The 26,563-nt window shown below is 53.9% G+C and carries 19 protein-coding genes; 16 read left to right on the top strand and 3 right to left on the bottom strand.

Annotation, left to right across the window (positions count from 1 at the left end):
* Nucleotides 1-12 precede the first annotated feature (12 nt).
* The 7 genes from K2F33_RS25025 (at nt 13) to K2F33_RS24995 (ending at nt 10,704) form a co-directional block, all read left to right on the top strand.
* Nucleotides 13-960 carry an aldo/keto reductase gene (locus tag K2F33_RS25025; RefSeq protein WP_263879314.1) on the top strand — a complete coding sequence of 316 codons (948 nt, stop codon included), beginning with the start codon at nt 13-15 and terminating at the stop codon, nt 958-960.
* Nucleotide 961: 1 nt separating this feature from the next.
* Nucleotides 962-1,978, top strand: a complete 1,017-nt coding sequence (locus K2F33_RS25020) for a zinc-binding alcohol dehydrogenase family protein (RefSeq protein ID WP_263879313.1) — start codon at nt 962-964, stop codon at nt 1,976-1,978.
* A gap of 135 nt (nt 1,979-2,113) precedes the next feature.
* Complete coding sequence (locus K2F33_RS25015; RefSeq protein WP_263879312.1) at nt 2,114-4,426, top strand: helix-turn-helix domain-containing protein; 2,313 nt, start codon at nt 2,114-2,116, stop codon at nt 4,424-4,426.
* Between the two features lie 301 nt (nt 4,427-4,727).
* Complete coding sequence (locus tag K2F33_RS25010) at nt 4,728-5,582, top strand: ABC transporter permease (RefSeq protein WP_076169336.1); 855 nt, start codon at nt 4,728-4,730, stop codon at nt 5,580-5,582.
* Nucleotides 5,583-5,607: 25 nt separating this feature from the next.
* Nucleotides 5,608-6,528 (top strand): carbohydrate ABC transporter permease, encoded by a 921-nt coding sequence (locus K2F33_RS25005; RefSeq protein ID WP_263879309.1) that lies wholly within the window; start codon nt 5,608-5,610, stop codon nt 6,526-6,528.
* A gap of 70 nt (nt 6,529-6,598) precedes the next feature.
* Nucleotides 6,599-8,263, top strand: coding sequence for an ABC transporter substrate-binding protein (locus tag K2F33_RS25000; RefSeq protein ID WP_212983629.1), 1,665 nt, complete (start codon nt 6,599-6,601; stop codon nt 8,261-8,263).
* A gap of 32 nt (nt 8,264-8,295) precedes the next feature.
* Nucleotides 8,296-10,704, top strand: coding sequence for a glycoside hydrolase family 95 protein (locus K2F33_RS24995; protein WP_263879306.1), 2,409 nt, complete (start codon nt 8,296-8,298; stop codon nt 10,702-10,704).
* Between the two features lie 102 nt (nt 10,705-10,806).
* Here the strand turns inward: K2F33_RS24995 and K2F33_RS24990 are convergent, their stop codons facing one another.
* Complete coding sequence (locus tag K2F33_RS24990; RefSeq protein ID WP_263879304.1) at nt 10,807-11,670, bottom strand: helix-turn-helix domain-containing protein; 864 nt, start codon at nt 11,668-11,670, stop codon at nt 10,807-10,809.
* Between the two features lie 124 nt (nt 11,671-11,794).
* Here K2F33_RS24990 and K2F33_RS24985 point away from each other — a divergent pair, with 124 nt between their 5' ends.
* The 8 genes from K2F33_RS24985 to K2F33_RS24950 all read left to right on the top strand — a co-directional run bounded on the left by K2F33_RS24985 (nt 11,795) and on the right by K2F33_RS24950 (nt 22,700).
* Complete coding sequence (locus K2F33_RS24985) at nt 11,795-13,081, top strand: Gfo/Idh/MocA family oxidoreductase (RefSeq protein WP_263879302.1); 1,287 nt, start codon at nt 11,795-11,797, stop codon at nt 13,079-13,081.
* 269 nt (nt 13,082-13,350) lie between these two features.
* On the top strand, nt 13,351-15,177 hold the full coding sequence (locus K2F33_RS24980; protein ID WP_263879300.1) for a cache domain-containing sensor histidine kinase: 1,827 nt from the start codon (nt 13,351-13,353) through the stop codon (nt 15,175-15,177).
* Entirely contained in the window at nt 15,152-16,720 is a 1,569-nt protein-coding gene (locus K2F33_RS24975; protein WP_263879298.1) for a helix-turn-helix domain-containing protein, read from the top strand. The genes K2F33_RS24980 and K2F33_RS24975 overlap by 26 nt, the downstream gene beginning before the upstream one ends.
* Nucleotides 16,721-16,830: 110 nt before the next feature.
* Nucleotides 16,831-17,745 carry a carbohydrate ABC transporter permease gene (locus K2F33_RS24970; RefSeq protein WP_076166202.1) on the top strand — a complete coding sequence of 305 codons (915 nt, stop codon included), beginning with the start codon at nt 16,831-16,833 and terminating at the stop codon, nt 17,743-17,745.
* Between the two features lie 12 nt (nt 17,746-17,757).
* Nucleotides 17,758-18,591 (top strand): carbohydrate ABC transporter permease, encoded by an 834-nt coding sequence (locus K2F33_RS24965; RefSeq protein ID WP_373309589.1) that lies wholly within the window; start codon nt 17,758-17,760, stop codon nt 18,589-18,591.
* Between the two features lie 109 nt (nt 18,592-18,700).
* Entirely contained in the window at nt 18,701-20,020 is a 1,320-nt protein-coding gene (locus tag K2F33_RS24960; protein WP_263879294.1) for an ABC transporter substrate-binding protein, read from the top strand.
* Between the two features lie 136 nt (nt 20,021-20,156).
* The gene (locus tag K2F33_RS24955) at nt 20,157-21,806 is read left to right on the top strand and encodes an MGH1-like glycoside hydrolase domain-containing protein (protein WP_412973943.1); all 1,650 of its coding nucleotides are present in this window, start codon (nt 20,157-20,159) and stop codon (nt 21,804-21,806) included.
* Between the two features lie 12 nt (nt 21,807-21,818).
* Nucleotides 21,819-22,700 carry a glycoside hydrolase family 43 protein gene (locus K2F33_RS24950; RefSeq protein WP_263879292.1) on the top strand — a complete coding sequence of 294 codons (882 nt, stop codon included), beginning with the start codon at nt 21,819-21,821 and terminating at the stop codon, nt 22,698-22,700.
* Nucleotides 22,701-23,209: 509 nt separating this feature from the next.
* On the opposite strand, the gene K2F33_RS24945 is transcribed toward K2F33_RS24950, so the two are convergent.
* Entirely contained in the window at nt 23,210-24,130 is a 921-nt protein-coding gene (locus K2F33_RS24945; protein ID WP_263879290.1) for a nucleoside hydrolase, read from the bottom strand.
* A 239-nt stretch (nt 24,131-24,369) separates the two neighbouring features.
* Here K2F33_RS24945 and K2F33_RS24940 point away from each other — a divergent pair, with 239 nt between their 5' ends.
* The gene (locus K2F33_RS24940; protein ID WP_179231957.1) at nt 24,370-24,534 is read left to right on the top strand and encodes a hypothetical protein; all 165 of its coding nucleotides are present in this window, start codon (nt 24,370-24,372) and stop codon (nt 24,532-24,534) included.
* A gap of 183 nt (nt 24,535-24,717) precedes the next feature.
* Here K2F33_RS24940 and K2F33_RS24935 read toward each other — a convergent pair whose 3' ends face one another.
* The gene (locus tag K2F33_RS24935; RefSeq protein ID WP_263879287.1) at nt 24,718-26,466 is read right to left on the bottom strand and encodes a methyl-accepting chemotaxis protein; all 1,749 of its coding nucleotides are present in this window, start codon (nt 26,464-26,466) and stop codon (nt 24,718-24,720) included.
* Nucleotides 26,467-26,563 lie beyond the last annotated feature (97 nt).

Here is a 26,563-nt window from a genome sequence, read left to right as displayed (position 1 = left end):
GGTGAAACCGAAATGAAATACCGGAAACTAGGAAAAACGGGTCTGGAAGTATCGGCGCTCAGTTTTGGCGCCTCCTCGTTAGGCTCCGTATTCCGCGACACGGATGAGCAGGAGAGCCTGCGAACCGTCCACGAGGCGATTGACAGTGGGATCAATTACATTGACGTCTCGCCTTATTACGGATTGACTAAAGCCGAAACGGTACTCGGCAAGGCGCTTAAGGACATTCCGCGCGACCGGTACCTGCTGTCAACCAAGGCCGGACGCTACGGGGAGCACGAATTCGATTTTTCCCATAACCGGATTGTGACGAGTCTGGATGAAAGCCTGAAGCGACTGAACGTGGATGAAGTGGATATTCTGTTCCTCCATGATATCGAGTTCGTCCCGGCGCAAATGATCCTGGAGGAAGCCATACCTGCGCTTGAAAAGCTCAAGCAGTCGGGCAAAATCCGGTTTGCCGGCATATGCGGACTGCCGCTATCGCTGTTTGAAACGCTGCTGCCGCAAATCGATGTCGACGCGATCATTTCCTACTGCCATTATTCGCTGAATGACACCAGTCTGCTGGACTTGCTGCCGCTTCTTGAGGAAAGGAATACGGGACTCGTTAACGCCTCACCTATCTCCATGGGACTGCTGAGCACCCGGGGAACGCCTGCCTGGCATCCGGCCGATCCGGAAATCAAGGAGGCCTGTTTGAAGGCGGCACAGTTCTGCGCGGACCAAGGGGAGGATATCGCGAAGCTCGCGGTGCAGTTTTCCACTTCAAATGATCGCATTCCCACCACGCTGGTCAGCACAGCCAATCCGGAAAATATCCGCAGGAATGCTTCCTGGGTGGAGGAGCCGGTGGATGAACGTCTGCTAAGCGAAGTGCTCGCCATTTTGGAACCTGTGCATAACCGGACCTGGACCAGCGGAAGGCCCGAATATAACACAAAAATAGGGGAGGCGTGAGATGAAAGGCATCATATGTTCAGCCGTCGGCCGATTTGACATGGCGCTGGATCTGCCGGAGCCCGTGATGGAGCCGGGGCATGCGGTGGTCGAGATCAAGCGGGTCGGGATTTGCGGAACCGATCTGCACGCATTCCGCGGCAACCAGCCGTTTTTTACTTATCCGAGAATCCTTGGCCATGAGCTGGCAGGTATCATTAAGGAAATCGGCCCTAACCGTGATGGGCTTGAAGCCGGCGATCAGGTGAGCATCATCCCTTATTTGCACTGCGGGACATGCATTGCCTGCCGAAGCGGGAAGACCAACTGCTGTACGGATATGCAGGTCCTTGGCGTTCATACGGACGGCGGCATGCGTGAGCGGATTGCCGTTCCGTTGACCCACTTGATTCGCACGAACGGGCTGACGCTGGACCAGACCGCGGTCATTGAACCGCTGGCCATAGGTGCCCATGCCGTGCGTAGATCGGGGCTGGCGGCCGGAGAGACGGCGCTCGTCATCGGGGGCGGGCCGATTGGGCTCGGGGTCATGGCCTTTGCAAAGGCCAGCGGTGCCCATGTGCTCGCGATGGATGTGAATGACGAACGCCTGGCTTTCTGCAAGCAATGGATTGAGGCGGATGCGCTTGTTAACGCATTGCAGAATCCCGATGAACAAATTGCGGCGGCCTGCGGCGGGGAGCTGCCTTCGGTCGTGTTTGACGCTACGGGGAACGCACAGTCGATGACTGACGCGTTCCGTTATACCGCCCATGGCGGAAGATTGGTCTATGTCGGATTGGTCAAAGCGGATATCCGGTTCCACGATCCGGAATTCCATAAACGGGAGCTGACGCTGCTGGCCAGCCGCAACGCAACGCGCGAAGACTTCATGCACGTGCTGCATACGATCCGGTCCGGCGGGATCGACGTCGCTCCATACGTCACGCACCGGTCCGCGTTTGACGATATGATTGAACAATTTAACCATTGGCTGGACCCGGCTGCCAAGGTCATCAAAGCGATGTTAGATATGTAGGCTTATAGCTGGATGGAGTATTAAAGAGAACGGCCGTCTTTAAAGACGGTCGTTTTTCTCAACTTAGCGGTGCTTGGAAGGAACAAGCCGCAGGCGGCTGACTCATTCGATATCCATGAAAGGTCAGGTGGTTCCATGAAACAGGTGTGGCTGAACATTTCGCCGGTATTTCGCAGATTCCTTATGTCTTATCTGATCGTGCTGATGATCCCGCTGATTGCGGGATATGTGTCTTACCGGACATCGATCGATGTAGCGGAGCAAAGTTCCCTGAAGACCAGCATCATGACGCTTCAGCAGAGCAAGGATCTGATGGAGCGCAGGCTCGCGGAAGTACAGGGTTTTACCAAACAGCTCGCCATTAATCAGGATTTAGCCAGGCTCATGACTTCGCATTCGGAAGAGCAGAATTACGATGTATACGGTCTGTGGAAAATGATGCGGGATATCGCAAGCTACAGCCAAACCAACGACTTCCTTTCGAATTTTTACATCTACCTCCGCAACAGCCATCTGGTGCTTACGCCAAGCACGGTCTATTACCGGCCGGAGCTGTTCTACGAATCGAACCATTATGAGGGCATGACCTTTGAGACTTGGAAAAAGAACTTTCTCGAGAAGAGCAACCTCAGCATGGTCGTTCCCCAGCACGATTACGTGATGAAGACACATCAGCAAACGGTGGTTACCTTCGTGCAAGCCCTGCCCCTGAACAGCTTCGATACACCTCTCGCCTCCGTCGTGGTACTGATCGATACGAAGAAAATGTCCACATACCTATCAGGGATAACCAATCAATATGGAGGTTGGGCATTCGTCAGGAACCATGATGGGGAAACAGTCCTGTCTGAGGGGATCACTGGCAGCGACATAGCCAAAATCCGAAATATTCCTTCAGGTAAACCCGGCGATATCAGCCGTGCGGCGGATGACATGCTGCTCATATCCATCAGGGATGAATTAAGCGGCTGGGTCTACACGGCCGGTGTCCCAAAATCCGCCCTCATGATCAACGCGAACCGAATCAAGAACATCACCGGATTACTTACCGCGATTTCATTGATTTTAGGACTTGTCATCGGACTTATGCTAGCATACCGGAGCAGCGCTCCGATCAACAATCTGATAAATTCACTCAAGAAACAGCTTGGATTGGAACTCGGTACAGGGATCCAAGATTACGATTTTATCGCGGGAAACATTTCAAGCCTGATCGCGAGCAACAGACAGCTGGAACAAGAGCTCCACAACCAGGTGCCGTTGATCCGCGACGCTTTCATCAAACGGCTGTTGGTCGGAGAATTTTACAACGAAGAAGAGTTGGCCGCTGCTTCCGCACAAGCGGGTGTGAACATTAAGGGTGAAGCAGGTTACGCCGGCCTGGCTAAAATCAACACCTATGGCGGTTCAGACAGCCGCGAATCGCTTGCGGAGTCCAGTGTGGCCCGCCTTATTGTGCGTCAGTCCCTCGTGGAGGCCGAGCCCGATATGCTGGTAACGGATTGGGGTCAGGACAAGCTTGCCTTTTTGCTGCTGCGCACAAGCAAGCTGGCCCCGGATGAGGCTTTGGTGATACAAAGGCTGCAGGATCTGGCGGGCACGCTGTTCAGCCATTATCACATGCCAGTCCAGTTCGGAATGGGGAGGCCCTTCGAGGCGCTGGCGGATGTCGGGCGTTCGTTCGGCGAAGCGGCGGAGGCTCTGGACTATGCGGCATTCACCGATGAGGGCGGCGTCATTCGGTATGAGGATTCAAGCAGGGACGCGTCGCTATTTTATTATCCGATCGAAACGGAAACGCGGCTGCTGAACACGATCAAGTCAGGAGATGGCAGGGAAGCGATGCGGATCCTCGAACACATTGCCGTACGGAATTTTCAGGAGAGGGAGCTGTCCCGTGAAATGACAGAGCAGTTGATCGGCGAACTTAAGGGGACGATGCTCAAGCTGCTGGATCAAAAGGCGGGAGATGATCCCGAGTTCACAGAGAATCTCCAGTGCCGGATCGCTCAAATCCAGCCGTTTGAAGGGATTGACAAGCTTCTCGGGCAAATGGGCGAAATGATAGGCCTCTATTGTTCGATGATCGAGGAGAAAAAGAACGCCCTGCATCATCAGACGGTACGGCAGGTGAAGGATTATCTTGAATCTGCGTACGGGGATGCGGACTTGACGCTGTACCACATCGCCAAGCAGGTTGGAAGGCCGGAAAAGTATGTCTCCACGGTATTCAAGGAAAGCGAGGGGGAGCATTGGTTCGATTACCTGGAGCGGCTGCGCATCGATAAAGCGTCCGAGCTGCTGCTGAACCGGGCTTTAAAAATCGACGATATTGCCGAAAGGGTCGGCTATAACAGCGCACATTCATTCCGGCGGGCATTCAAGCGGGTCCGGGGGATCTCCCCAAGCATGTTCCGGGAGGCGGCCGAATTAGGGGACGCTCGTTGATCAAGTACCGATAGAATGCGCTTTCATCGAAATATGTACGCTTTATCGCGGATTGTACGGTCGGGTTGTGGATGCATTCGCTGCAATTGTACCTTTACGGTCGTGGCGCGGAGATTTTACCATGAATTCTGTAAGCGCTACCATTACAAACGGCTCCGGAGTCGTAACGTGAAGGGGGAATATGCTTGTGAAGGCTGTATCGGTTCAGCCGCAGACGGAGACCCGGGAGAGGAGCACTTCCAAAAATTATTGGAAGGAAGCCAAGAAAAGTCTGAGGAAGCACTGGCAGCTGTATTTACTGGTGATACCGCCGGTCCTGTTCTTTATTCTTTTCAAATACCTCCCGATGGCGAACGCGGTGCTTGCATTCAAGAATTACCAGGTGACCAAGGGAATATGGGGAAGCCCCTGGGTGGGGACGAAGTACTTCGACATGCTGTTTAATAATCCGCAATTCTGGACGCTGATCAAGAACACGTTGTTTCTGTCTCTGTATCAGCTGGCAGCCACTTTTCCGATCCCGATCATTCTGGCGCTGCTGCTCAATGAGGTGCGAAGCCTCCGTTTCAAAAAAGCGGTACAGCTGATTACGTATGCGCCGTTTTTTATTTCGACCGTCGTCATGGTCTCCATTATTATGATCTTTCTGGCACCGCGGCTCGGACTGCTGAACGTGATTCTAAATGCAATGGGTATGGAATCCACGAATTTTCTCGGCGACCCGACGAAGTTCAGATCCGTTTACGTATGGTCGGAAGTGTGGCAAACCACCGGATACTCATGTGTCATTTATTTGGCGGCATTGGCTGGCGTGGACCCGTCGCTCTATGAAGCGGCCAAAGTGGACGGGGCTTCCAGACTGCAGAAAATCATCCATGTGGACATTCCGGGCATTCTGCCGGCCGCCGTCATCATCCTGATCCTAAGCGTCGGCAATATTATGTCGCTGGGCTTTGAGAAAGTATATCTCATGCAGAACCCGCTAAACCTGCAATCTTCAGAAATCATATCCACGTATGTTTACAAAATCGGTTTGCTGAACGCCAATTACAGCTTTGCCACAGCCGTGGGCTTGTTCAATTCGGTGATCAACCTGATTCTGCTCGTGGCGGTCAATGCCGTCTCGCGCCGGATATCCGAGAACAGCCTGTGGTAATTCCAATGAACAAGGAGGGGAGGCTATGGCTGCTGTACAGACGACCGCTTCCATATCGACAAGGGGAAAAATCCGCGAATCGGCGGGGGACCGCGTTTTCCTCGGTATCACCTACATCCTGCTCAGTTTAATCCTTGTTGCCGTACTTTACCCGCTCATCTATATTGTCAGCTCATCGATCAGCAGCCCGCAGGCGGTTGCATCCGGCAAAGTTTGGCTGTGGCCGGTCGATATCTCTTTTGCCGGGTATAAAACGGTCTTCAGCAACGACCAGATACTGGTCGGCTACGGAAACTCGCTGTTCTATACCTGCTGCGGGACCTTGATCAGCGTCGTCCTAACGGTGGCAATCGCCTATCCGTTATCGAAAAAGACGTTTTTTGGACGCAATGTGCTTATGATGTTCATCACGTTCACCTTTCTGTTTTCCGGGGGCTTGATTCCGACGTATCTCGTCGTCAAAGGCCTGCATCTGATCGATACAAGGTGGGCGCTGCTGCTGCCGAATGCGATCTTCGTGTTCCAGGTCATTATTGCCCGCACTTTTTTTAAAGCGTCCATTCCGGAAGAGCTGAACGATGCCGCCGAAATCGACGGCTGTAGCGACATCCGCTTTTTACTCAGCGTCGTCATTCCGCTGTCCAAGCCGATCCTGGCCGTGCTGACGCTGGTGTATGCGGTCGCGCAGTGGAACGCCTTTTTCGACGCGCTGATCTATCTGAAGTCGCAGCATTTGTATCCGCTCCAGCTAACGCTGCGCAGCATTCTGATTCAAAATTTCTCCGGCGGCAATATGGACGCAAGCGAGCAGGTCAAGCGGCAGGAGCTTGCCTATTTGATGAAATATTCTCTCATCGTGGTCGCAAGTCTGCCTGTGCTGATCCTGTATCCCTTTATTCAGCGGTATTTCGTTCAAGGGATGCTGATCGGTTCGATTAAGGGCTAAACCGCATAACAGTGGATGACTTAGCAGGGGAGCTTTTCAATTTTTGATGAAAAAGGGGCGTGTCGTGTTCATGAAGAAACGTGTTTACCGAGGCTGGTTCAGCTTGATTGCACTGGTGCTGGTTCTTGCAGGCTGTTCCGGGGGGGCATCACCGAATGATTCGGGAGCGGAGGGCGGATCTGCGAGTACAGGCGGGGAAACCGGAACCGTTCCGATCAGCGTGTTCGTCAATACCGACGGCAACATTGACTATAAAACAAACCTGTTCACCAAAGTGCTGGAGAAAAAAGCAAACGTCAAGCTGCAGTTTACCGAGGTACCTTATGACGGCGCGGCGGAGAAACGCCAAATTTCCCTCGCCAGCGGCGACTACCCTGATTTGTACATGCTGATCCCGTGGGTCGACAAGTTCTCCCAATCGGATCTGGTGAAGTTCGGGCAGCAGGGCGTGATCCTTCCCCTGAACGATTTGATCGATCAATATGCTCCCAATATCAAGAAGGCGCTGGACGACCACCCGGATTACAAATCGATGTCCATCGCTCCGGACGGCAACATCTACGGGCTGACCATGCTGAACGAATGTTTTCACTGCTCTTACCCCAACAAAATGTGGGTTAACACCAGTTGGCTGAAGAAGCTCAATTTGGAGGTCCCTAAAACGACGGAAGATTTCAAGAAGGTGCTGGAAGCCTTCAAGACCAAGGATCCAAACGGCAACGGTAAAGCCGACGAGGTTCCTCTGAGCGGTTCCATCGAAAATTTTGGCGTGCACATTCTGCCTTTTCTAATGAACGGCTTTATCTATGATGACGATAAATACTATCTGACGGTGAATGGCGATAAAGTAGACATCGCAGCCAACAAGCCGGAATGGAAGGAAGGACTTGCCTATGCCAGGTCGCTGTATGCCGAAGGCTTGATTGACCCGGGCGCATTCACACAGAACGCCGACGCGTTCAAGCTGATCGGCAACAATACCGCAACCGAGCTTCTGGGTGCGGGAGCATCGATGCATCCGGCGATATTTACGGATACCGGGGAAGGCAACAAGTACAGCTCCCATTACGACGCCATTCCGCCGCTGCAGGGGCCACATGCCGCATATGCTACGTTCAATTACCCGGTCGATCCTGGCGCTACTTTCGTCCTGACCAACAAGGCAAGCAAAGAAGTACAAATCGCCGCCATCAAAATGCTGGATTACATTTATACCGAAGAGGGACAGCTGCTGGGCAACTACGGCGAGGAGGGCAAGGATTGGGTGAAGCCGAAAGACGGAGACGTGCCATTGAACGAAAAAGCGAAACCGATCTTCAAGACGCTGGAGCAGCCGGCAGGCTCCGAGCCGCGAAACAGTGCGTGGGGAGCCACCGCCCAGTACAACCATACCCGGGAATTCCGCGATGGCTGGATTCAGGAAACCGATATTTATAAAAATTCGGGTTATGAGCGCAGATTGCAGGAAGCGACCTACCTGTACGAGAATAAACAACCTAAGGAGGTCTATCCCAATTGGTCGGTCTGGATCGATCCAGCGGCTGCCGATGAGCAAAGCATGCTTCAGCAAAATATAAAGGACTACGTGGATCAAAATGCCCTGCAGTTTGTCACCGGCGCCAAGAACCTGGACAAAGACTGGGATGCCTACGTCAAAGGGTTGGACGCATTAAATCTGAAGCGGTATTTGGAAATCATGCAGCAGGCTTATGACACGACCAAAAAAGCAGAATAATACGAACCTTTTTATTGAACCGGAGGGGAAGCATGAAACTTCAATATGACAAACCTGCTACAGTATGGACGGAAGCGCTTCCGATCGGCAACGGCCGGATTGGCGCCATGGTGTTCGGAGGCGTGGCCGAAGAGCGGATCCAGCTGAACGAAGACACGCTGTGGTCGGGATATCCGCGGGACACGAATAATCCGGAGGCTTTGAAGGTATTGCCCCGCGTGCGTGAGCTGATCCGCAGCGGGCAATACGAGGAAGCCGACCGTGCGGCGAAAGGGATGACGGGTGCCTACAGCCAGTCCTATCTTCCGCTCGGAGATCTGCATATCGAGTTGGAGCAGGAGGGAGAAGCTTCGTTCACGGGTTACAAAAGAGAGCTGGATCTCGCTGAGGGCATTACTCGTGTTGAATACACGGTTGGCGGCGTGGTGTATACGAGGGAGATGTTCGTATCCCATCCGGACCAGGTGCTGGTCGTCCGTCTGACTTCCAGCGAGGCAGGGAAGCTGAATTTTCGGGCAGCGCTCAGCAGTCCGCTGCGCAGCGTGACGGAGGCGCAGGACGGCACCTTAGTCCTCCGGGGTACCGCGCCGGAACAGGTCTGGCCTAATTATTACCGCAGCGATGATCCCATTATTTACGGCGACCCGGATAAGACGGAAGCGGTGCGTTTTCAAGGACGCCTGGCGGCTGTAACGGAGGGAGGCAGCGAAGCGGTCAGCGAAACGGACATCCGCGTTCAAGACGCGACGGCGGTTACCCTTTATTTCAGCGCTGCGACGAGTTTTAGCGGCTTTGATAAACTGCCCGGAAGCCAAGGCAAAGATGAGAAATGGGCCGCCAAGGACGATTTGGACAGAGCTATTCAAGGCAATTATGAGGGCCAGCGCCAAACGCATATTGCCGATCACCGCTCGCTGTTCGACCGGGTCCAGTTGTCGCTTGGGGCAAGCAAGGCAGGAGAAGAACTATCTACAGAGGACCGGATTGTCCGCTATGGAGCCGGCGATCCGGGGCTGGTGGAACTGCTGTTTCATTATGGCCGATACCTGATGATCGCTAGTTCTCGGCCCGGCACCCAGCCGGCGAATCTGCAGGGAATTTGGAACCAGGAGATGCGTCCGCCTTGGAGCAGCAACTGGACGCTGAATATCAATGCAGAAATGAATTACTGGCCGGCCGAAACGGCGAATCTGTCCGAGCTGCATGAGCCGCTGCTTCGCTTTATCGGCGACTTGGCCCAGAACGGCGGGAAAACGGCCCAGACTCACTATGGTGCCCGCGGCTGGACCGCCCACCACAATTCGGACATTTGGGCGATGTCCAATCCCGTAGGCGATTACGGGCATGGCGATCCGGTATGGTGCATGTGGCCGATGGGCGGTGTCTGGCTGTGCCAGCACTTGTGGGAGCATTTTGCATTCAGCCGCGACGAGAAGTATTTACGGGAACATGCTTACCCGGTAATGAAGGAAGCGGCTCTGTTCTGCCTGGATTGGCTGCAGGACGACGGCAGCGGCCGCCTGATCACTTCGCCGTCGACCTCGCCGGAGCATAAATTCAGAACGCCGGCGGGCGGTCTGGCTGCGGTCAGCGAAGCATCGACGATGGATCTGATGCTGATCTGGGACCTGCTCACCAATCTAATTGAAGCGTCCGAGACGCTGGAAGAAGACGAAGCGCTGTGCCAGGAGTGGCTGGAGGCCAGGGAGCGTCTCCTGCCGCTGCAGGTCGGGAAGTACGGACAGCTTCAGGAATGGTCCAAGGATTTCGAAGACGAGGATGTCCACCACCGTCACGCGTCCCATATGTTCGGCGTATATCCGGGCCGGCAGCTCACCAAGCGGCAGTCGCCGGATTTATTCGAGGCCGCCCGCCGTTCCCTGGAACGGCGGGGCGACGACGGAACAGGCTGGAGTCTTGGCTGGAAGGTCGCCCTGTGGGCCCGGTTCGGCGAAGGCGACCGTTCGCTTGCTCTGCTCTCCAACCTGCTGCGCCTCGTCCGCGAAGATGAACCGGATAATTATCACCATGGCGGGGTGTATGCGAATTTGTTCGACGCCCATCCGCCGTTCCAAATTGACGGCAATTTTGCGGCGACGGCCGGCATTGCTGAAATGCTGCTTCAGTCGCATCAGGGATATTTGGAATTCCTTCCGGCTCTGCCTGCTTCCTGGCCGAACGGATTTGTGAAGGGCCTTCGCGCACGCGGAGGGTTCGAGGTCAGCCTGGAATGGAAAGAGGGAAGGCTTGCGGAGGCTGAGATTGTCTCCCATGCCGGATCGTCCCTGTCAATCTATTCGCTGAATCCGCTGACGATCTTGGCGGATGAAAACAGCATTCCTGTTCAACAGACTGGAGAGAACTTGTACTCATTCCCTACGACTGCGGGTATGACGTACCGCTTATTGCTTGAGCCATCCGTTCAACAAGGAAGGCTCTGATTGTTGAAGCCCTGCCGAAGGTTCGGCAGGGCATTTTCATTTGGCATGGGGATGGTCACGCGAGGGTCACGTTCGTTAGAACGTCTGGAGAGCCAGTCTGCTTCATTCCCTGCGCCGAAAACCGGCGCGGTAGCTGCGGGCAGACATCCGCGTGACCGACTTGAATACTTTTTCAAAATGCGAAAAGTTCTCGAACCCCACGTCCTCCGACACCCGAATGATGCGTTCATCGGTTTCGCGCAGCAGACGCTGGGCCTCCTTGATCCGGGTAATGCCGATATATTCGATCAGGCCAAAACCGGTATACTTCTTGAACGACCGGCTCAGATGGCTGGGGCTCAAGTAGAACCGTTCACTCAGGCCGCTCAGCGTCAAGGATTCCCGGTAATGCTCCGAGATGTAGCTGGCGATGTCGTTCATACGGGCTGCAGCGGGAGAGACCGAGTCTTCGGGGACCCCTTGCTTGTATGCTGCGGACTGCCTGGCCGCAAACAGCAATGCCTGTCCCGCAGCATGCCGGACGGCCATTCGGTAACCGGGAGCCTCTTCCTGAATCTCCCGCAGCATTTCATAGAGCAGCTGTTCGATCCGAAGCTTGTCCTGATCCGGCAGATGCACCACGCGGTGGGGACCGTGAAACGGAGCAAGCAGCAGCTCGGTCTCATCCTGCTGGAGCGGCTCGAAATACGAATCGTTGACATAAATGACGAGGCGTTCATGGTTCGGCACACCGGTGTCCGAGGTTTTATGCACTTCATTCCCCGGGATGAACACCAAATCTCCGGATCGGACCCGATACACCCGGTCCTTAATGAAGTAAAAGCGTTCGCCGCCAAACAAATAATACAGCTCGTAATGTTTGTGCATATGATCCTCCGACATGGAAAAGTGTCCTTTGCGGCGGTTATATTCAACAGAAAAGGGATCGGACGCGTCTCCGTACCGCAGTTCCTGGTGTAAAGCCATAATCGTTCCTCCACAAGCGCAATAAATGCGGGGTTTTCATCATTCTAGCATAAAATGCGGGGACAATAAGCGAATTTTGCAGTAATCTGCAAATAAACAGGTTCATAGAAGGAGAGGGAATGATATGGCCAAAAAAACATATGTGCAGGTCGGAGCAGGCGGAAGAGCGGAATTTTTTTACGGTGCGATTGCCCAGCGTTTCCGGGATTCGGCGGAGCTGCTCGCTTTTTGCGACGTGAACCAGACTCGCATGGATTATGCCAACAAGCTGCTGACGGAGAAGTACGATTATGACGCGGTACGAACGTATAAAACCGAAGCTTTTGACGAGATGATCCGGACCGAAAAGCCGGACTTCGTCATCGTAACCAGCGTGGACCGTACGCACCACCGCTATATTATCCGGGCGATGGAGCTCGGCTGCGACGTGATCACGGAAAAGCCGATGACGGTCGACGCGGCCAAATGCCAGGACATTCTCGACGCGGTGGAAAGAACAGGACGTAACGTGCGGGTTACCTTCAACTACCGTTATGCGCCTCATCATACGAAAGCCCGGGAGCTGATTGCAGACGGAACCATCGGGGATGTGACGTCGGTACACTTCGAGTGGCTGCTTAATACGCAGCATGGCGCGGATTATTTCCGCAGATGGCATCGGGACAAGCGCAACAGCGGCGGTCTGCTCGTACATAAGTCGACCCACCATTTCGACCTGGTTAATTTCTGGATCGGATCCGAGCCGGAAACCGTCTATGCGATGGGAAACCTGCTGTTTTACGGACGGGAAAATGCCGAGAAGCGCGGAATCACCAAGTTTTATGACCGGGCGACAGGCCATCCGAACGCCAAGGACGATCCGTTTGCACTGTCGCTCGACAGCAACGCACATCTGAAATCGATGTACCTCGACGCGGAGTGGGAGGACGGCTACCGCCGGGATCAAAGCGTATTTGGCGACGGGATTTCGATCGAGGATACGATGAGCGTTATGGTCCGGTACAAAAATAAAGCGCAGCTGACCTATTCGCTGAATGCTTACATGCCGTGGGAAGGATACCGGATCGCCTTTAACGGCACCAAGGGCCGGATCGAAATGACGGTAATCGAGCAGTCCTATGTCAATTCCGGCGGAGACAAAGCGCTGGAAGGAGCAGTCAAGGGGGTCAATATCCTGGTATTCCCCATGTTCGGCGAGCCTTACAAGGCGCACTTCGAGGAAGGGGCCGGCGGGCACGGCGGCGGCGATCCTGTGCTGCTGAACGATATTTTCGGCGTGCCTGTGGAAGATAAATTCCATCGGGCGGCGAACCATATTGACGGCGCACGATCGATCCTGACGGGCATTGCCGCCAATCAATCGATCTCCACCGGACTTCCGGTGAAAGTCGACGATCTGGTAAGGTTTTAAGGGGCAAAGTAACATGCGCCACGGATAAGGATCGAGGCCACCTGAGCGGCAGCCATGGTGGCCTTTGGCTTCCCGATGTGGTAAGAGTTACAAAGACACTGACCAGTATAGATCAGTGTCTTTGTCATTTTCGCCAATGGTCCGGGGACTTACTGCTGCCGGAAATGGAGTGCAGGAAAGGCATGGCACACAGGGTTGAACCTGATTTGGTATGATGTGTTCATCAGTATCGCGAAAGCGCTGTCAAATTAACGGGAGGAAGGTTCGTCATGTTCTACTCGCTCAGAAGCAGGCTGATCTTATTTTTTGTGTTGTTGTTCGTTTTGTCGTTCAGTGCATTGTCTCTTCTCATTTTTAACGAATCACGAACGATTATCCGTTCCTATATTGAATCGTCCGCGCTCGAGAAAATGAATGAATACGGTTCCTACATCGACATGGTGCAGACGCAAATTTACGACTTGGCTTCCCTGATCTTTAACAGCGACCAGACCGATACCTGGGATAACATCGCATCGGACACGTCGGCAACGGAAGGGGATAAGATGCTTGCCCATATCCAGATGAGCAAGTTTCTGACGCAGACGACCAACAGTTATACCAGCATCTCATCGGTCGCGCTGTACCGCAGGGAAGGCTTGTGGGTCAGTATGGATAACCAGGTCATCAAGGAAATCTCCTTTCTGGATCAGTCCTGGTACAAGCAGTTTCGGGACAAGACGGTCCGCTGGGTGCCGGCGCACACCGACGATGTGGAATTGAAAATCCGCCGCAGCGACCATCCGGTCGTCAGCATGCTGATGCCGATCGGGGCATTTGAACCGAAGCAGGCGAAAACGCTTCTGAAGGTCAACGTAAGCGCCGATTATTTTCTGGAACCGCTGAGCAGGATCCATTTGGGCGAGAGCGGGACGATGTATTTAATCGATCAGCATGGGAGTCCGCTCCTGACCCAAGCGGATTATGAAACGAGCGCCAATCTTGCCAAGAACGAGGTCGCCAGGGCGCAGGCAGGGCGAAGCAAGCAGGGCGTCGTCTATTTCAAGAACAACCAGGGTGAAGCGCAAATCCTCGTTTACAAAAAGCTGGCTCAAAACGGTTGGATGCTTGTTGGCATCGTCCCGGAGAGCGATCTGTACGCTCCGCTGCTTAAGCTGCGCAACAGTATTATGGTGCTGGCGGCGGCGCTGCTGCTGATCTCGCTCTTCGTCGCCTTCTGGCTGTCGAACGGGATTACGCGGCCCCTGTCAAGGCTCGTCTCCGCCATGCGGCATGTGCAGCGGGGGGATTTTGACAGCGCGGAGAGCCGGCTGCCTCTGGAAGGCACCGTCCGAAATGAGGTCGGGTTTGCCACAGCGACATTCCGCAACATGATCGGCAGGCTGCGGCAGCATATCAAAACCGAATTCGAACTGAAGCTGCTCCGGCAGCAGGCCGAATATAAGGCGCTGCTGATGCAGATTAATCCTCATTTTTTGTTCAATACGCTGGAGCTGCTCAGCAGCCTGGCGATGCAGAGGCGTACGGACGATACCGTAAAGGTTATCGAGTCGCTCGGAAAAATGCTGCGCTTCGGCTTGCGGATCAGCGACGATTTGGTCGCCTTGAAAGAGGAGCTGAAATACGTTCATGATTATGCTTCCATTCTGCGCATCCGCTTCGGGGACCGGCTCTGGCTGTCCGTGGAAGAGGACGGCCTGCCGGAGCAAGCCGCATGTGTCAAGTTTGTCCTTCAGCCTCTGCTCGAGAACGCCGTAAAATACAGTTTCGCGCATCGGACTGAAGCGCGTGTATCCGTCAGGGTGTACCGAAGGGACAGCCATGTGGTCATGTCCGTCACGGACAACGGGCCCGGAATGACGGAGGAACAGATCCGCGAGGTGCTGGAAGAAGCAGCGGCCGCCCGCCCGGACCAAATTCTGGCCAGCCGGGAACGGCAGATCGGACTCGGGAATGTACTTGCGAGGTGCCGGCTGTACTATGGCTCGTTGTTCGAGGCTCATCTGGATTCAAAGCCCGGTGGGGGAATGCGAATTGAACTGATGTTACCGATTAGGGAGGTGTATAACGATGTATCGCTTATTGATCGTGGATGACGAACCGGAGATCCGCCAAGGTCTGCGGCTCAAGGTGGATGTAGACGGTCTTGGCATTGCGCTGGCCGGCGAAGCGTCGAACGGGGCGGAGGCGCTGTCCCTTCTGGAGAACGGTGATATCGAGATCGTCCTTACCGACATGAACATGCCGCTCATGGGTGGTGTGCAGTTTATGGAAGTGTGCAGGGAACGCTGCCCGAACGTCAGGGTCATCGTCATTACCGGCTATGAGGATTTTCAGTACGCTCGGGCTGCACTCCGCTTCCAGGCGAGCGAATACCTGCTGAAGCCGGTCGCCCGCGATGAGCTGAATTCCGTCCTGAAAAACGTCACCGCCGAGCTGAACCGGGAACGGGATAAAGCGCAGCTAGAGGCCAAAACGCAGTGGGAGCTGTCGCAATATTACAGGGAGATGAAGGAGCAATTTATCCTTCGGCTCGTCCACTGGGAAACCGGGTCGGAGAGCAAAGTTACGGACCACGCCCGTAGATTCGGGCTTGGCGGTTGGGATGAGCGTCAAGTGCGCTTTATGACCCTCGGCCTGAAGGTGATGGATATCGGACATGCGCCGGATCGGGCACCCGATCAATTCCTTCTCCCGCTGGAAATGATCTGCCGTGAAAAGGCAGAAGACGCAGCTGGAAAATGCGAGGCGTTCCGGGACGGGCATTATCCGGGGCTGATTCATGTGGTCACCGCGGAGTCCGTGGACTGGCTGTACTCTTTTGCAGATCACCTCCGGTCAGAAGTGAAGCGTATGCTTGGGTTTGAGCTGGGCTTCGGTATCGGCCAATCCGTAGCAGGCTTCAAGGCTTGGAAGGACGGCTACCTCTCATCGCTTGTGGCCTGGAACTATGCTGACAGCCGTTTGCCGGCCGAGACCCGTCTCCAATCCATCGACAAAACGTCCATAAGCGCGGATGAAATCAAAGTCATCGAACGGTACCTGGCCAAAGGTGAATATGCTGCGTTTGATCAGGCCGTCCGCCCCATTCTCCGACTGGCTTTTACAGGGCCTGCTGCCAGTAGGGTAAAAGTCATTTTTCAGTTGTACCTGGCTCTGGAGTCGGCAGCGAGCGATTTGCTCATCAGGATCGAGAGTACAGAACAACTGTGGCTCCGGCCGGAGTTGGCCTATTCATTGGATTCGGTGGATAAGGCGTACTCGTACCTTGCAGGGATCGCCCGGAAAATCGCCAGACAGCGCGAAGAAGGCGCTGCCGATGCCGATGTCAACCTGATTGAATCCGTCCGCCGCTATATTGATGACCACTATGCATCAGACTTGAACTTGAGCGATATGGCTGCCCGTTTTAACTATCATCCTTCTTATTTCTCGGAATTGTTCAAGAAACGGGTCGGGCGAACCTTCATTCAGTACTTGACCGATGTGCGGATGACGCAGGCGATCCGGCTGCTGGAGGAGACCCAGCTCAGCCTGTGGGATATAGCCGAACTTACGGGCTTCAGCAATGCCAGCTACTTCAGCTCGAAATTCAAAAAGATATACGGCATTTCTCCTTCCGATTTCCGCGAGAGATGACCGAGAGAGTTACCTGAAAAAATTGATAGCGAAGTGCCGAAGAAATAGAATTCAGCGCGTGCCGCATCTTGCTTATGATGTTCTTACCAACATCAGAAGGAGGATTCGCGATGCGAACATCACGCAGGCTGCCGATCCATTCGCACAACCGTACGGCGTACGCTTTTTTGCTGCCATGGCTTATCGGCTTTTTTTGCCTCACGCTCGGACCGATGCTCGGCTCGCTGTATTTGTCGCTGACCAAATACAACTTGCTGCGTCCACCCGAATGGATCGGTTTCGCCAATTTCAAGCAGATCTTTACGAATGACGCGACGTTTACGCATTCGCTGCAGCTGACATTCGTGTACGTGCTGCTGTCCGTTCCGCTCCGTATCATTTTTGCGCTGGTCGTGGCGCTGGCACTGAACAAGGGGATTCGTGGGCTGGGCATCTACCGGACCGTCTATTACATTCCGTCCCTTCTCGGAGGAAGTGTTGCCATCTCCATCGTTTGGCGGCAAATCTTTGACAGCGAAGGCGTTATGAATGCGTTCCTTGGGTGGTTCGGCCTGGAAGGGCCAGCATGGATCGCCAACCCCGATTATCTGATTTATCCGATCGTCACGCTGTCGGTTTGGCAGTTCGGCTCGGCGATGGTCATCTTTTTAGCAGGCCTGAAGCAGGTGCCGGCCGATCTGTATGAAGCGTCCCAAGTAGATGGCGCCGGGAAAATACGCCAGTTTTTCAGCATATCGCTGCCGATGCTGACGCCTGTTCTCTTTTTTAATCTGATCATGAGCATTATCAATTCGTTTCAGGCGTTTACGCCGGCTTACGTCATCGGCGACGGTCACGGAGGACCGCTGGATGCCTCGATGTTCTACACGTTATACCTGTATTTGAAAGGCTTCTCCTATTTCGATATGGGATATGCATCGGCGCTGGCCTGGATCATGCTGCTCATTATTGCCGTCTTTACGGGCATTATCTTTGCCACGTCGCGCTTCTGGGTGTTCTACGGCGACGGGAAAGAGGGGAGATAAGCCATGCTGACGATGAAAGGAACTTACTCAAAGGCCATCAGGCATGTGCTGATCCTCCTGGTCGGACTGGCTATGCTGTATCCCGTATTGTGGCTGCTCAGCAGCTCCTTTAAGCCAAATCAAGCGATTTTTACCGATACCGGTTTATGGTCGCACAGCTTTACGTTCGATAATTACAAAAATGGTTGGAAGGGCTTTCAAGGCGTATCCTTCAGCCGCTTTTTCGGCAACTCGGCGCTCATCTCCATCCTCTGCGTGCTGGGTAACATCGTGACCTGCTCGCTTGCGGCTTACGCCTTTGCCCGGCTGGAATTCAAGCTGAAAAAAATATGGTTTGCACTGATGCTGGTGACGATCATGCTGCCTTATCATGTGACGCTTGTGCCGCAGTATATCATTTTCAGCAAGTTAGGCTGGATTAACACGTTTGCACCGCTGATCCTGCCCAAATGGCTGGCTCACGACTCTTTCTTTATCCTGCTGATGGTTCAGTTCATTCGCGGCATCCCGCGCGAGCTGGACGAGAGCGCGACGATCGACGGCTGCGGCCAGGGCAAGCTGTACCTGCGGATCATTCTGCCCCTGTTAACCCCGGCGCTGATCTCAACTGCGATCTTTACGTTTATCTGGACGTGGGACGATTTCTTCAGCCAGATGATTTACATCAGCGATATCAAGCTGTTTACCGTGCAGCTCGGCATCCGGGCGCTGTACGATCCATCGGGCTCATCCGATTGGGGGGCACTGCTCGCCATTTCCGTGCTGTCGCTGCTCCCGATCACGCTGATTTTTCTGATGTTCCAGCGGTACTTCCTGGAAGGCATCGCGACGACAGGGCTGAAATAACCCCTGCGCAGTTCTGAAGACACCGAATGAGGAGAGCAGCAGTCTGCGACAGGAATGACAATTGTGCAAACGCTTCATAAAACTTATAGCGATGAAGGAGAAATGGAACATGAAAAAAAGATGGTTCATCTCTGTGCTGTCGGCCATGACCGTGATGCTGTCGGCATGCGGCAGTTCGGGCGGCCCGGCTGCTTCCAGCGGATCCGGCGGGGAAGCGAATTCCGGAGGCGACCAGGTCGAGCTCAGGATGATGTGGTGGGGGGACCAGGCTCGGGCGGATTTGACGAATAAGGCGCTTGAGCTGTTCGAGCAGAAGCATCCGGATATTAAAGTCGTGGGCGAGTTCTCGCCGCAGGACGGTTATTTTGACAAGCTGAACACGCAGCTGGCTTCGGGAACAGCTCCGGACGTTTTTTTTCTGGGAGGCAATGTGGTGGACTACGCCAACAAGGGCGTTCTGCTGGATCTCCGACCTTATAAAGGCAATGAGCTGAAGCTTGACGATATGGACACGACGATGGTGCAGTACGGAACGATCAACGGCAAGCTGGTTCATATTTCAGCAGGCGCCAATGCCCGCGGCATCGTTATCAACAAGACGCTTTTTGAGAAAGCCGGCATCGAAGTGCCGCAGGATGGCTGGAACTGGGAAGATTACGCCCGGATCAGCAAGGAAATTTCCGACAAGCTGGGCAAAGGCTACTATGGGACTTACAATTTCACAACCGACGGCATGGACATTTATTTGAAGCAGAACGGCAAGCAGCTGTATGACATGACAAACAACAAGCTTGGTTTTGAGGAAGCCGATATTCTGCCATGGTTCCAGTACTGGGATCAAACGTCGAAGGCAGGAGGCGTAGTCACGCCTGAGCTTCAGGTCTCCAATCCGGCGAATGATGCGAGCAAGTCTCTGATCATCAAAGGAAAAGTAGCAATGACCCTGCTTCCGTCCAATATGCTGGCCTCGTACCAAAGCCTGACCCAAGATGAATTGACGATGGTGCAGGTACCGCGCGGTCCGAAAGGAACCGGCGTGGTGTTCGAATCCAGCCAGGGCATGTCCGGCTACGCGAAGACCCAGCATCCGAAGGAAGTGGCCGAGCTGATGGACTTTTGGATTAACGATCCGGAGGCTGTGAAAATACTCGGCAGCAACCGGGGCGTTCCAGTGACGGAGGAAGGCCGCAAGACGCTGGAGGCCGAGGCCAGCACTGCCGACAAGATCGTCTATGACTTCACGAGCCGCGTGTCCGAAGCGAACAAGAAGGAGCCTTTTGCGATCAGCTACAACCCACCGGGGAACGCCGAGTTTATCAAGCTTGCGGATAATACGGTCCAGCTGATCGGCTTCGGGAAAGAAGGCGTGGAAAAAGCGGTGTCTGATTTCTATGCGGGAACAGTAAAAATTTTCCAAAGCAATCAATAAGTATTCGGCAGTATCCGGCATATCTGGCGATGACGCCGATCCCATAATCAATGGCCCCGAAAGGTCATCCGCTGCGGCAGAGACTTGGCGGGGCTTTTTTCTGATAGAAGAAACACGGAAAGCGAGGAGAATGATCGTGGATGAGAAGGCGCTGTTAGAAAAATTAAGGGCGGTGAACGTGGAACATCGGATTGGAGAGCCCGGGAAAGCGCCGGACTTAGATGTTGCTGCCGAGTGGAAGCGGAGCGGTGTCCGGTTTGCCGCATCCGAAGGCAAGCTTGAAAGTGTCTATTACAAGGCGGTTCGCAGGCTGCTTGACTGCATCGCTATTGTTGGCGGCGTACCGATGCTGCAGGAAGGAGGGATATATCTTGGCTGCTGGCTCGAAAGCACCGGCACGATCAACGCGGAGCTGCTGTCACGTTTCCTGCCGAGCGTGGCGCAATCGACGTTCCGCTCCTTTGCGCTGCACCAGCGGGCCGATGGTCTGCTCCCTTACAAAATTACGGGCGACGGGCCGGCTTACCGTCAAATCCAGCTTGTTACCCCGCTTGCCCGCAGCGTCTGGAATCATTATTTGCTGCAAGGGCGGGACCATGCGTTTCTGCGGATGATGTACCAGGCGATGGAACGCTATGATGTCTGGTTGGCTGCTCAACGTAATACCCGGGGGACCGGCTGTGTCGAGGCATTTTCGGCCTTCGATACGGGCCATGATCTGTCGCCGCGCTTCTGGCATGTGCCGGACACGCCACACCATGGCGATCCGAGCCGGTTCGATTCCGATTCGCCGGTTTTACCGTTTCTGGCGCCGGACCTTACGGCGAACGTATATTGTCAGCGTTTGTATTTGGCCAAAATCGCCGAGGAGCTGGGCTTGCTTGGCGAGGGGTGGATTTCCAAAGCTAAGCAGAGCGCTGACAGCCTCTTCGGGTACTGTTTTGACGAGGAAGACGCCTTTTTCTACGACCGTGACCGTCAGAACCGATTTGTCCGTGTTCAGTCCGATGTTCTGCTGCGCGTACTCGCCTGTGAAGTCGGTGACCGTGAATTTTTTGATGCGATGCTGTCGCGTTACTTGCTGAATACGCGCAAGTTTTTTGCCAAATATCCGTTTACCTCCATTGCGATGGATGATCCGCGGTTCGACCCGTTCTCCAGCTACAACAGCTGGGCGGGGCCGTCCAACTTTCTCAGCCTGATCCGGGCACCGCATGCCTTTGAGCACCATCACCGGCATGTCGAGCTGACATGGGCCATGCAGCCGATCTTGTGTTCATTGGCCAGGGCCGAGCGTTTCGCGCAGACCATCAGTCCCTGGACAGGGGAAGAGGGCTTTACCGAAGCCTATTCGCCTGCCATCTTGTGCCTGCTCGACTACGTGGAACGGCTTAGCGGAATCCTGCCTAGACCCGATGGGGAAGTCTGGTTTACAGGGCTTCTCCCGTCTGCGATGGATCATGGAGAGGAGGTCGCCGGCGAGACGGCTTATGCACGATCCATAGACAGGGTGCTCTATGAGCTGGTCAATCTGCGTGACAAATCGGTCATTTACCGGGAGGGTCAAGCTTATATGAAATTCCCTTCCGGCGTCCGGGTCGTTACGGACCGGGAGGGAAGCCTGCGGGGTATTCTTGGAATGAGTGTGCGGACGGTTGATGGCCGATTGGAATGGGAAGGCCGGAGCATCCCTTTTTCGGTCAAAGGTAATGAGTATCTCAAGTACGGCGATGGAGAACTGAAACAAGCCAGAGATGTTGGCATCATTTATCCGACATATTCTTAAGGAGGTCTTGCCATGAAAAGGAAAGAGATTCAGATTCGGGACCCGTTTGTATTACCCCTCCCAGAGGAAGGCAGATATTATTTATACGGGAGTACGGATGCTAACATTTGGGGGCGTGGAACCGGATTCGACGCCTATATCAGCAACGATCTGGAGGATTGGGACGGGCCGTACCCTGTATTCAGGCCCGGAGCCGATTTTTATTCCGATACGAATTTTTGGGCGCCTGAGGTTTATGCATTGCACGATAAATTCTATATGTTCGCCACGTTTCGCCGGCGCGACAACGGGCGTCTTGGCACGTCAGTTCTGTCGTCACCCGGTCCGCTGGGGCCATTCATGCCTCACAGCAGCGGCCCTGTCACTCCGGAAGCCTGGAGTTCACTGGATGGGAGCCTATTTATGGACCCAGAAGGGCAGCCATGGATGATCTTCTGCCACGAATGGCAGCAGGTCGGGGACGGTGAAGTGTGTGCGATGCGATTGAGCAGCGATTTATCCGAGCCGGCCGGAGAACCAATCACGCTGTTTCGGGCATCTGAAGCGCCGTGGACGACGCCCTACGAGTCGCCGCGATATAAGGAAACGGTCAATTATGTCACGGACGGCCCCTTTTTGTTCCGCGGTGAATCCGGTCATGTATACATGCTGTGGGCCAGCTTTATCGACAACTGGTATGCGCTGGGTGTTGCGCGCTCGGCGACAGGGGGCGTCACCGGACCATGGATACATCAGCCGGAAGCACTGTATCGGAATGACGGAGGACATGGCATGGTATTCCGGACGTTTGACGGTAAGCTTGTATTGACCCTCCATGCTCCCAACCGTACACCTGACGAGCGCCCGTTATTTCTGCGGATTGAGGAAGCAGAGGGATTCATTCAGCATCGCTGAAAATTGATGAATTCAATCATATGAAAGAAAGACTCCGCCAGTCATACTGGCAGAGTCTTTATGAATGAACCCATTGAACGCGTTTGACGGTCCAAAAGGGGACGGTGACAGGTTTACGGTCATTAGAAACGATAACGAATGTCCGGGGGTCGTCGGTTCTATGGCAAACTCCGGTATAGAACTCTCCGCTCACCAGATGAATCGTAATTTCTGTATTCGTTTCAGCTGCAGAAAGAATCATTTCCTTATTCAAATTGGAATGGTCACCCCCATACACAATCGTTAATCAACTATAATTAAACAGAATTCCAGAAATTAATCAAGATTTTTGTCGAATTATTAGAAAATCTTTGTACAATGTACATTCAACGGAGCCAGACCGCATTTAGCAGGTGTTTTTCTGGCGAATTTTGCGATCAGAGGCAGCAAGTCCCCGGGTACATGTACTTTCATATATTTTAAAAAAGAGCCGACTACTTCCTATCAAGGGAGCAGCAGCTCATAAGAAATTACTTCACTTCGGCAATCTTGTTGAACAGATCGCGGAATACGGCATCCCGGTTCACATGGTAAATATAACGGATCTGATGCCGCGTAGGGTCATTCACCCAACGGAAATCTTCTGAAATTCGCGGGCTGGGAACCAAAATGCTGGGGCAGGCTTCCGGAACAGCCAGCCAGGCGATGACAGAGATGTCCCAAATGACGCGGGAATACGCGTAATGATCCGGCGAACAATTCCGGTACGTGTCATAGAGATATTGTCCCACTACTCCCTTATGCTTCATATGGGTTTCCAGTTCCGAGAGGGTCGTCAGGAGATGAGATGCCGTTCCCATGCATGGGACGAGAACAAGAGGGACACCGCAGCCGAGCAGCAGCCTTGAGCCATGCAGATCCTGCGCGAGGTTGAACTCGCGCGTATCCGGCCAATGCAGCGAATGGCCGCCCAGCCATACGACGACGATCCGGTTGATAATCTCCGGTTCCAGCAGAATGGCCGAGGCCACATTCGTGATGGCTCCGATCGCAACGACATACAGCGGATCGTCCGGTGAAGAGGCCAGAGCCCGTTGGACCAAATCCCGTGCCGCATCGCTGTCCACAGGCACATCAGCGCCGGGAAGATAGCTCGCTGATCCCCGGTGAACGGGGATATCCTCCCGCTGGGCAAGCTGCCGGATTTTCAAGATCTCCTGGTAGCTTTTTTCCATGCCGTCCAACGGGCTTTCCGACAGTTCGTTGTAAAAAGGCGCGGCATACAAGGCCTCAACAGTAACGCTGGTGCCTGATTTCATGGCATAGATGACAGCGAACTGATCATCGATTTCGTTAAAGGTATCCGTATCCAAAACGATTCTTACCGGTCTTCCGGGATGCTGCAGCCGCCTGATTCGCTCATCGTCTGTGATCTGAGGAAATGTGGTCACGCTTTACGTCCTCCTATTCTCCACTGCATGATTTGGACTTCCAGCTTTAACCTCAATATATCACAGAAACGGTGGGGCAAGCCGGTTAAATGCAGCTAAATTTTCAGCTCTTTAGGTGACGGATCATCCCCGGAACTTACAAGTGTGTAAGATAGGTGTAAGTGAAATCAATAGGTGGCAAGCCGGTTCACATGTATACTTTGATTAAATAAGGAAAGGGAAAGTGAAGGTGAACCGTAATGGAAGACAAACAAGAAAACCATCTATTAAATATCGCACTCTACGTCATGCTGTTTATCATTCTGATTTCCTGCTTCGGGCGGCTGATCGATCACTCGGTCAACTTTGCTGAGAATGCTCTAGGTATGCTGGTACGAATCATGGAACGTATTTTATCCTTTTGAGTCCTAGAGGTTGAATCATTTGATTCAATAATCTATAGCTGCGATCCGTCGCAGCTTTTTTGTGCAGATCATTTTAAGGTGGAATAGGGATTGGGGAAATAGAAAACGGGGTCAGCAGGGCACGACATCTCCGTTAAAAAAAGGGTAAGCCATTAGGCTTACCCTTTTTGAAGATGATTCGAGTTATACCCGGAACTTGCTGATGATTTGCGACAGGTTGCGCGCCATCGTCAGAAGCTGCTCGGAAGAGCTCGCGATTTCTTCCATCGATGCGAGCTGCTCCTCGGAAGAAGCCGCAACGCGCTGTGTTTGCATGGCGGAGGAGGTGGTGATGCGCTCCAGCTCTTCCAGCGAAGCCGCAATTTCCTCGCTGCCCGCGGACATCTGCTCCGAGGCAGCAGATACTTCCTGGACCTGGGCGGACACTTCGCGGATGGCCTGCACGATGGCGCGGAAACTGTCGCCGGCCTGCAGCGCGATCTGCGTACCCATGCGGGCCTCGTCGGAAGAACGCTGGAGGGAAGCTACCGCCTCATTCGTCCGGTCTCCGATGCCTTCGAGGATTTCTTTCACCTGCTCGGACGAATTTTTCGACTGCTCTGCCAGCTTGCGGATTTGCTGGGCGACCACGGCAAATCCGCGGCCGTGCTCGCCAGCCCGGGCCGCTTCGATGGAAGCGTTAAGGGCCAGAAGGTTCGTCTGGTTGGCCACATCCGCAATGAGGGCCAGAATTCCCCCGATTTGCCGGCTCAGCTCTTCCAGCTCCCGCATGGTTCCAACGGAATCAGACAAATTGTTCTCAATTGTCTGCATCTGCTCCAGTGATTTCTTCATGACGGATTCGCCTTCAACTGCGCGCTCGGTCGTATTCGCAGCAAGATCCGAGACAACGCTGGAGGACTCGGCGATACGCTGGATGCCCACGGCCATTTCGGACATAGCCCGCTGGCTTTCCGTCGAGCTATGAAGCTGCGTCTCCGAATCAGCGGCGACCTGGCTGATCGCTTCGGTAATTTCGTTAGTGGCCTGCGCCGTTTGCTGGGCACTTTCCTGCATCAGCTTGGCTTCATCGGTAACTTCGCGGGAAGTATGCTGAACATTGCCAGCCAGCTCACGCAAGCTCGAAACCATACTATTAAACGCATCTGCTGCTTGGCCGATCTCGTTTCTGCTTTTGACCGGGATACTGACGGTCAAATCGCCTTCGGCAGCCAATTGGGACACTTCCGCCAGTCGGCGAAGGGGTTTAAGGGCATATCGGACTGCTACCGATACAATAATGATGGCTGCGACGAGGAACGCGGCTCCAACTGCCAGGCTTGTCCAAAGAATTTCGGAGAGGCGCGCCTGAATTCCGTCATAGTCGAAATCGATGCCGAAGACCGAGACGATGTTCCCTTGTTCATCTGTCACGGCTGAAAGATAGGTCACCCAGGTCCCCAACTCATCGTCGTAAGGAACGGTTACGGCCGAGCCTTCTTTTATCGTCTGATCAAAAGCATGTTCAAAATAAGCAGGCATCACGTATTCCGTTCCCGGCTGCAGCATTTGATCATCCGGGCCCTGCAAATTCATAACGGCTCTGTTACCGTTGCGTTCCATTTTTTCTGTAGTCAGAATATAGGCGTTGCCAATGCCTTGGTCTTTGCTAACCATCGCCTTCAGCTGACTGCGAATGACCTGAAAAGGCTCCGTATCCGTCGGCTCATGATTAGCTACCGCTTTGGCAATCTGCTTCACTTGGCTTATATTGGTATCCAGCTGGGACTCAAGAACGCTTCCGAGCCCTTCAAACCGTTCCTGGAACAGACTTTTCTGCTCATTATAGGAGATCCACGTTTGAGCGCTGATCACGACGACGAACAGAACGGCCAGCAGCAGCGTGCTCAGCGCCATTAAACTCCGGAATCTAAATATCTTCTTTGATTTCACGTTTGTGCACCCTCTCGGATTGGAATAACCAATATATCGGTACCATGCACTCGTTTATTTAGTGGAGAAACCGGGGGGGGACAGAGGTAATATATTC

Source organism: Paenibacillus sp. PSB04 (genome assembly GCF_025809195.1).
Taxonomy (GTDB): domain Bacteria; phylum Bacillota; class Bacilli; order Paenibacillales; family Paenibacillaceae; genus Paenibacillus_AQ; species Paenibacillus_AQ favisporus.
This window is presented reverse-complemented; position numbering and strand designations above follow the sequence as displayed.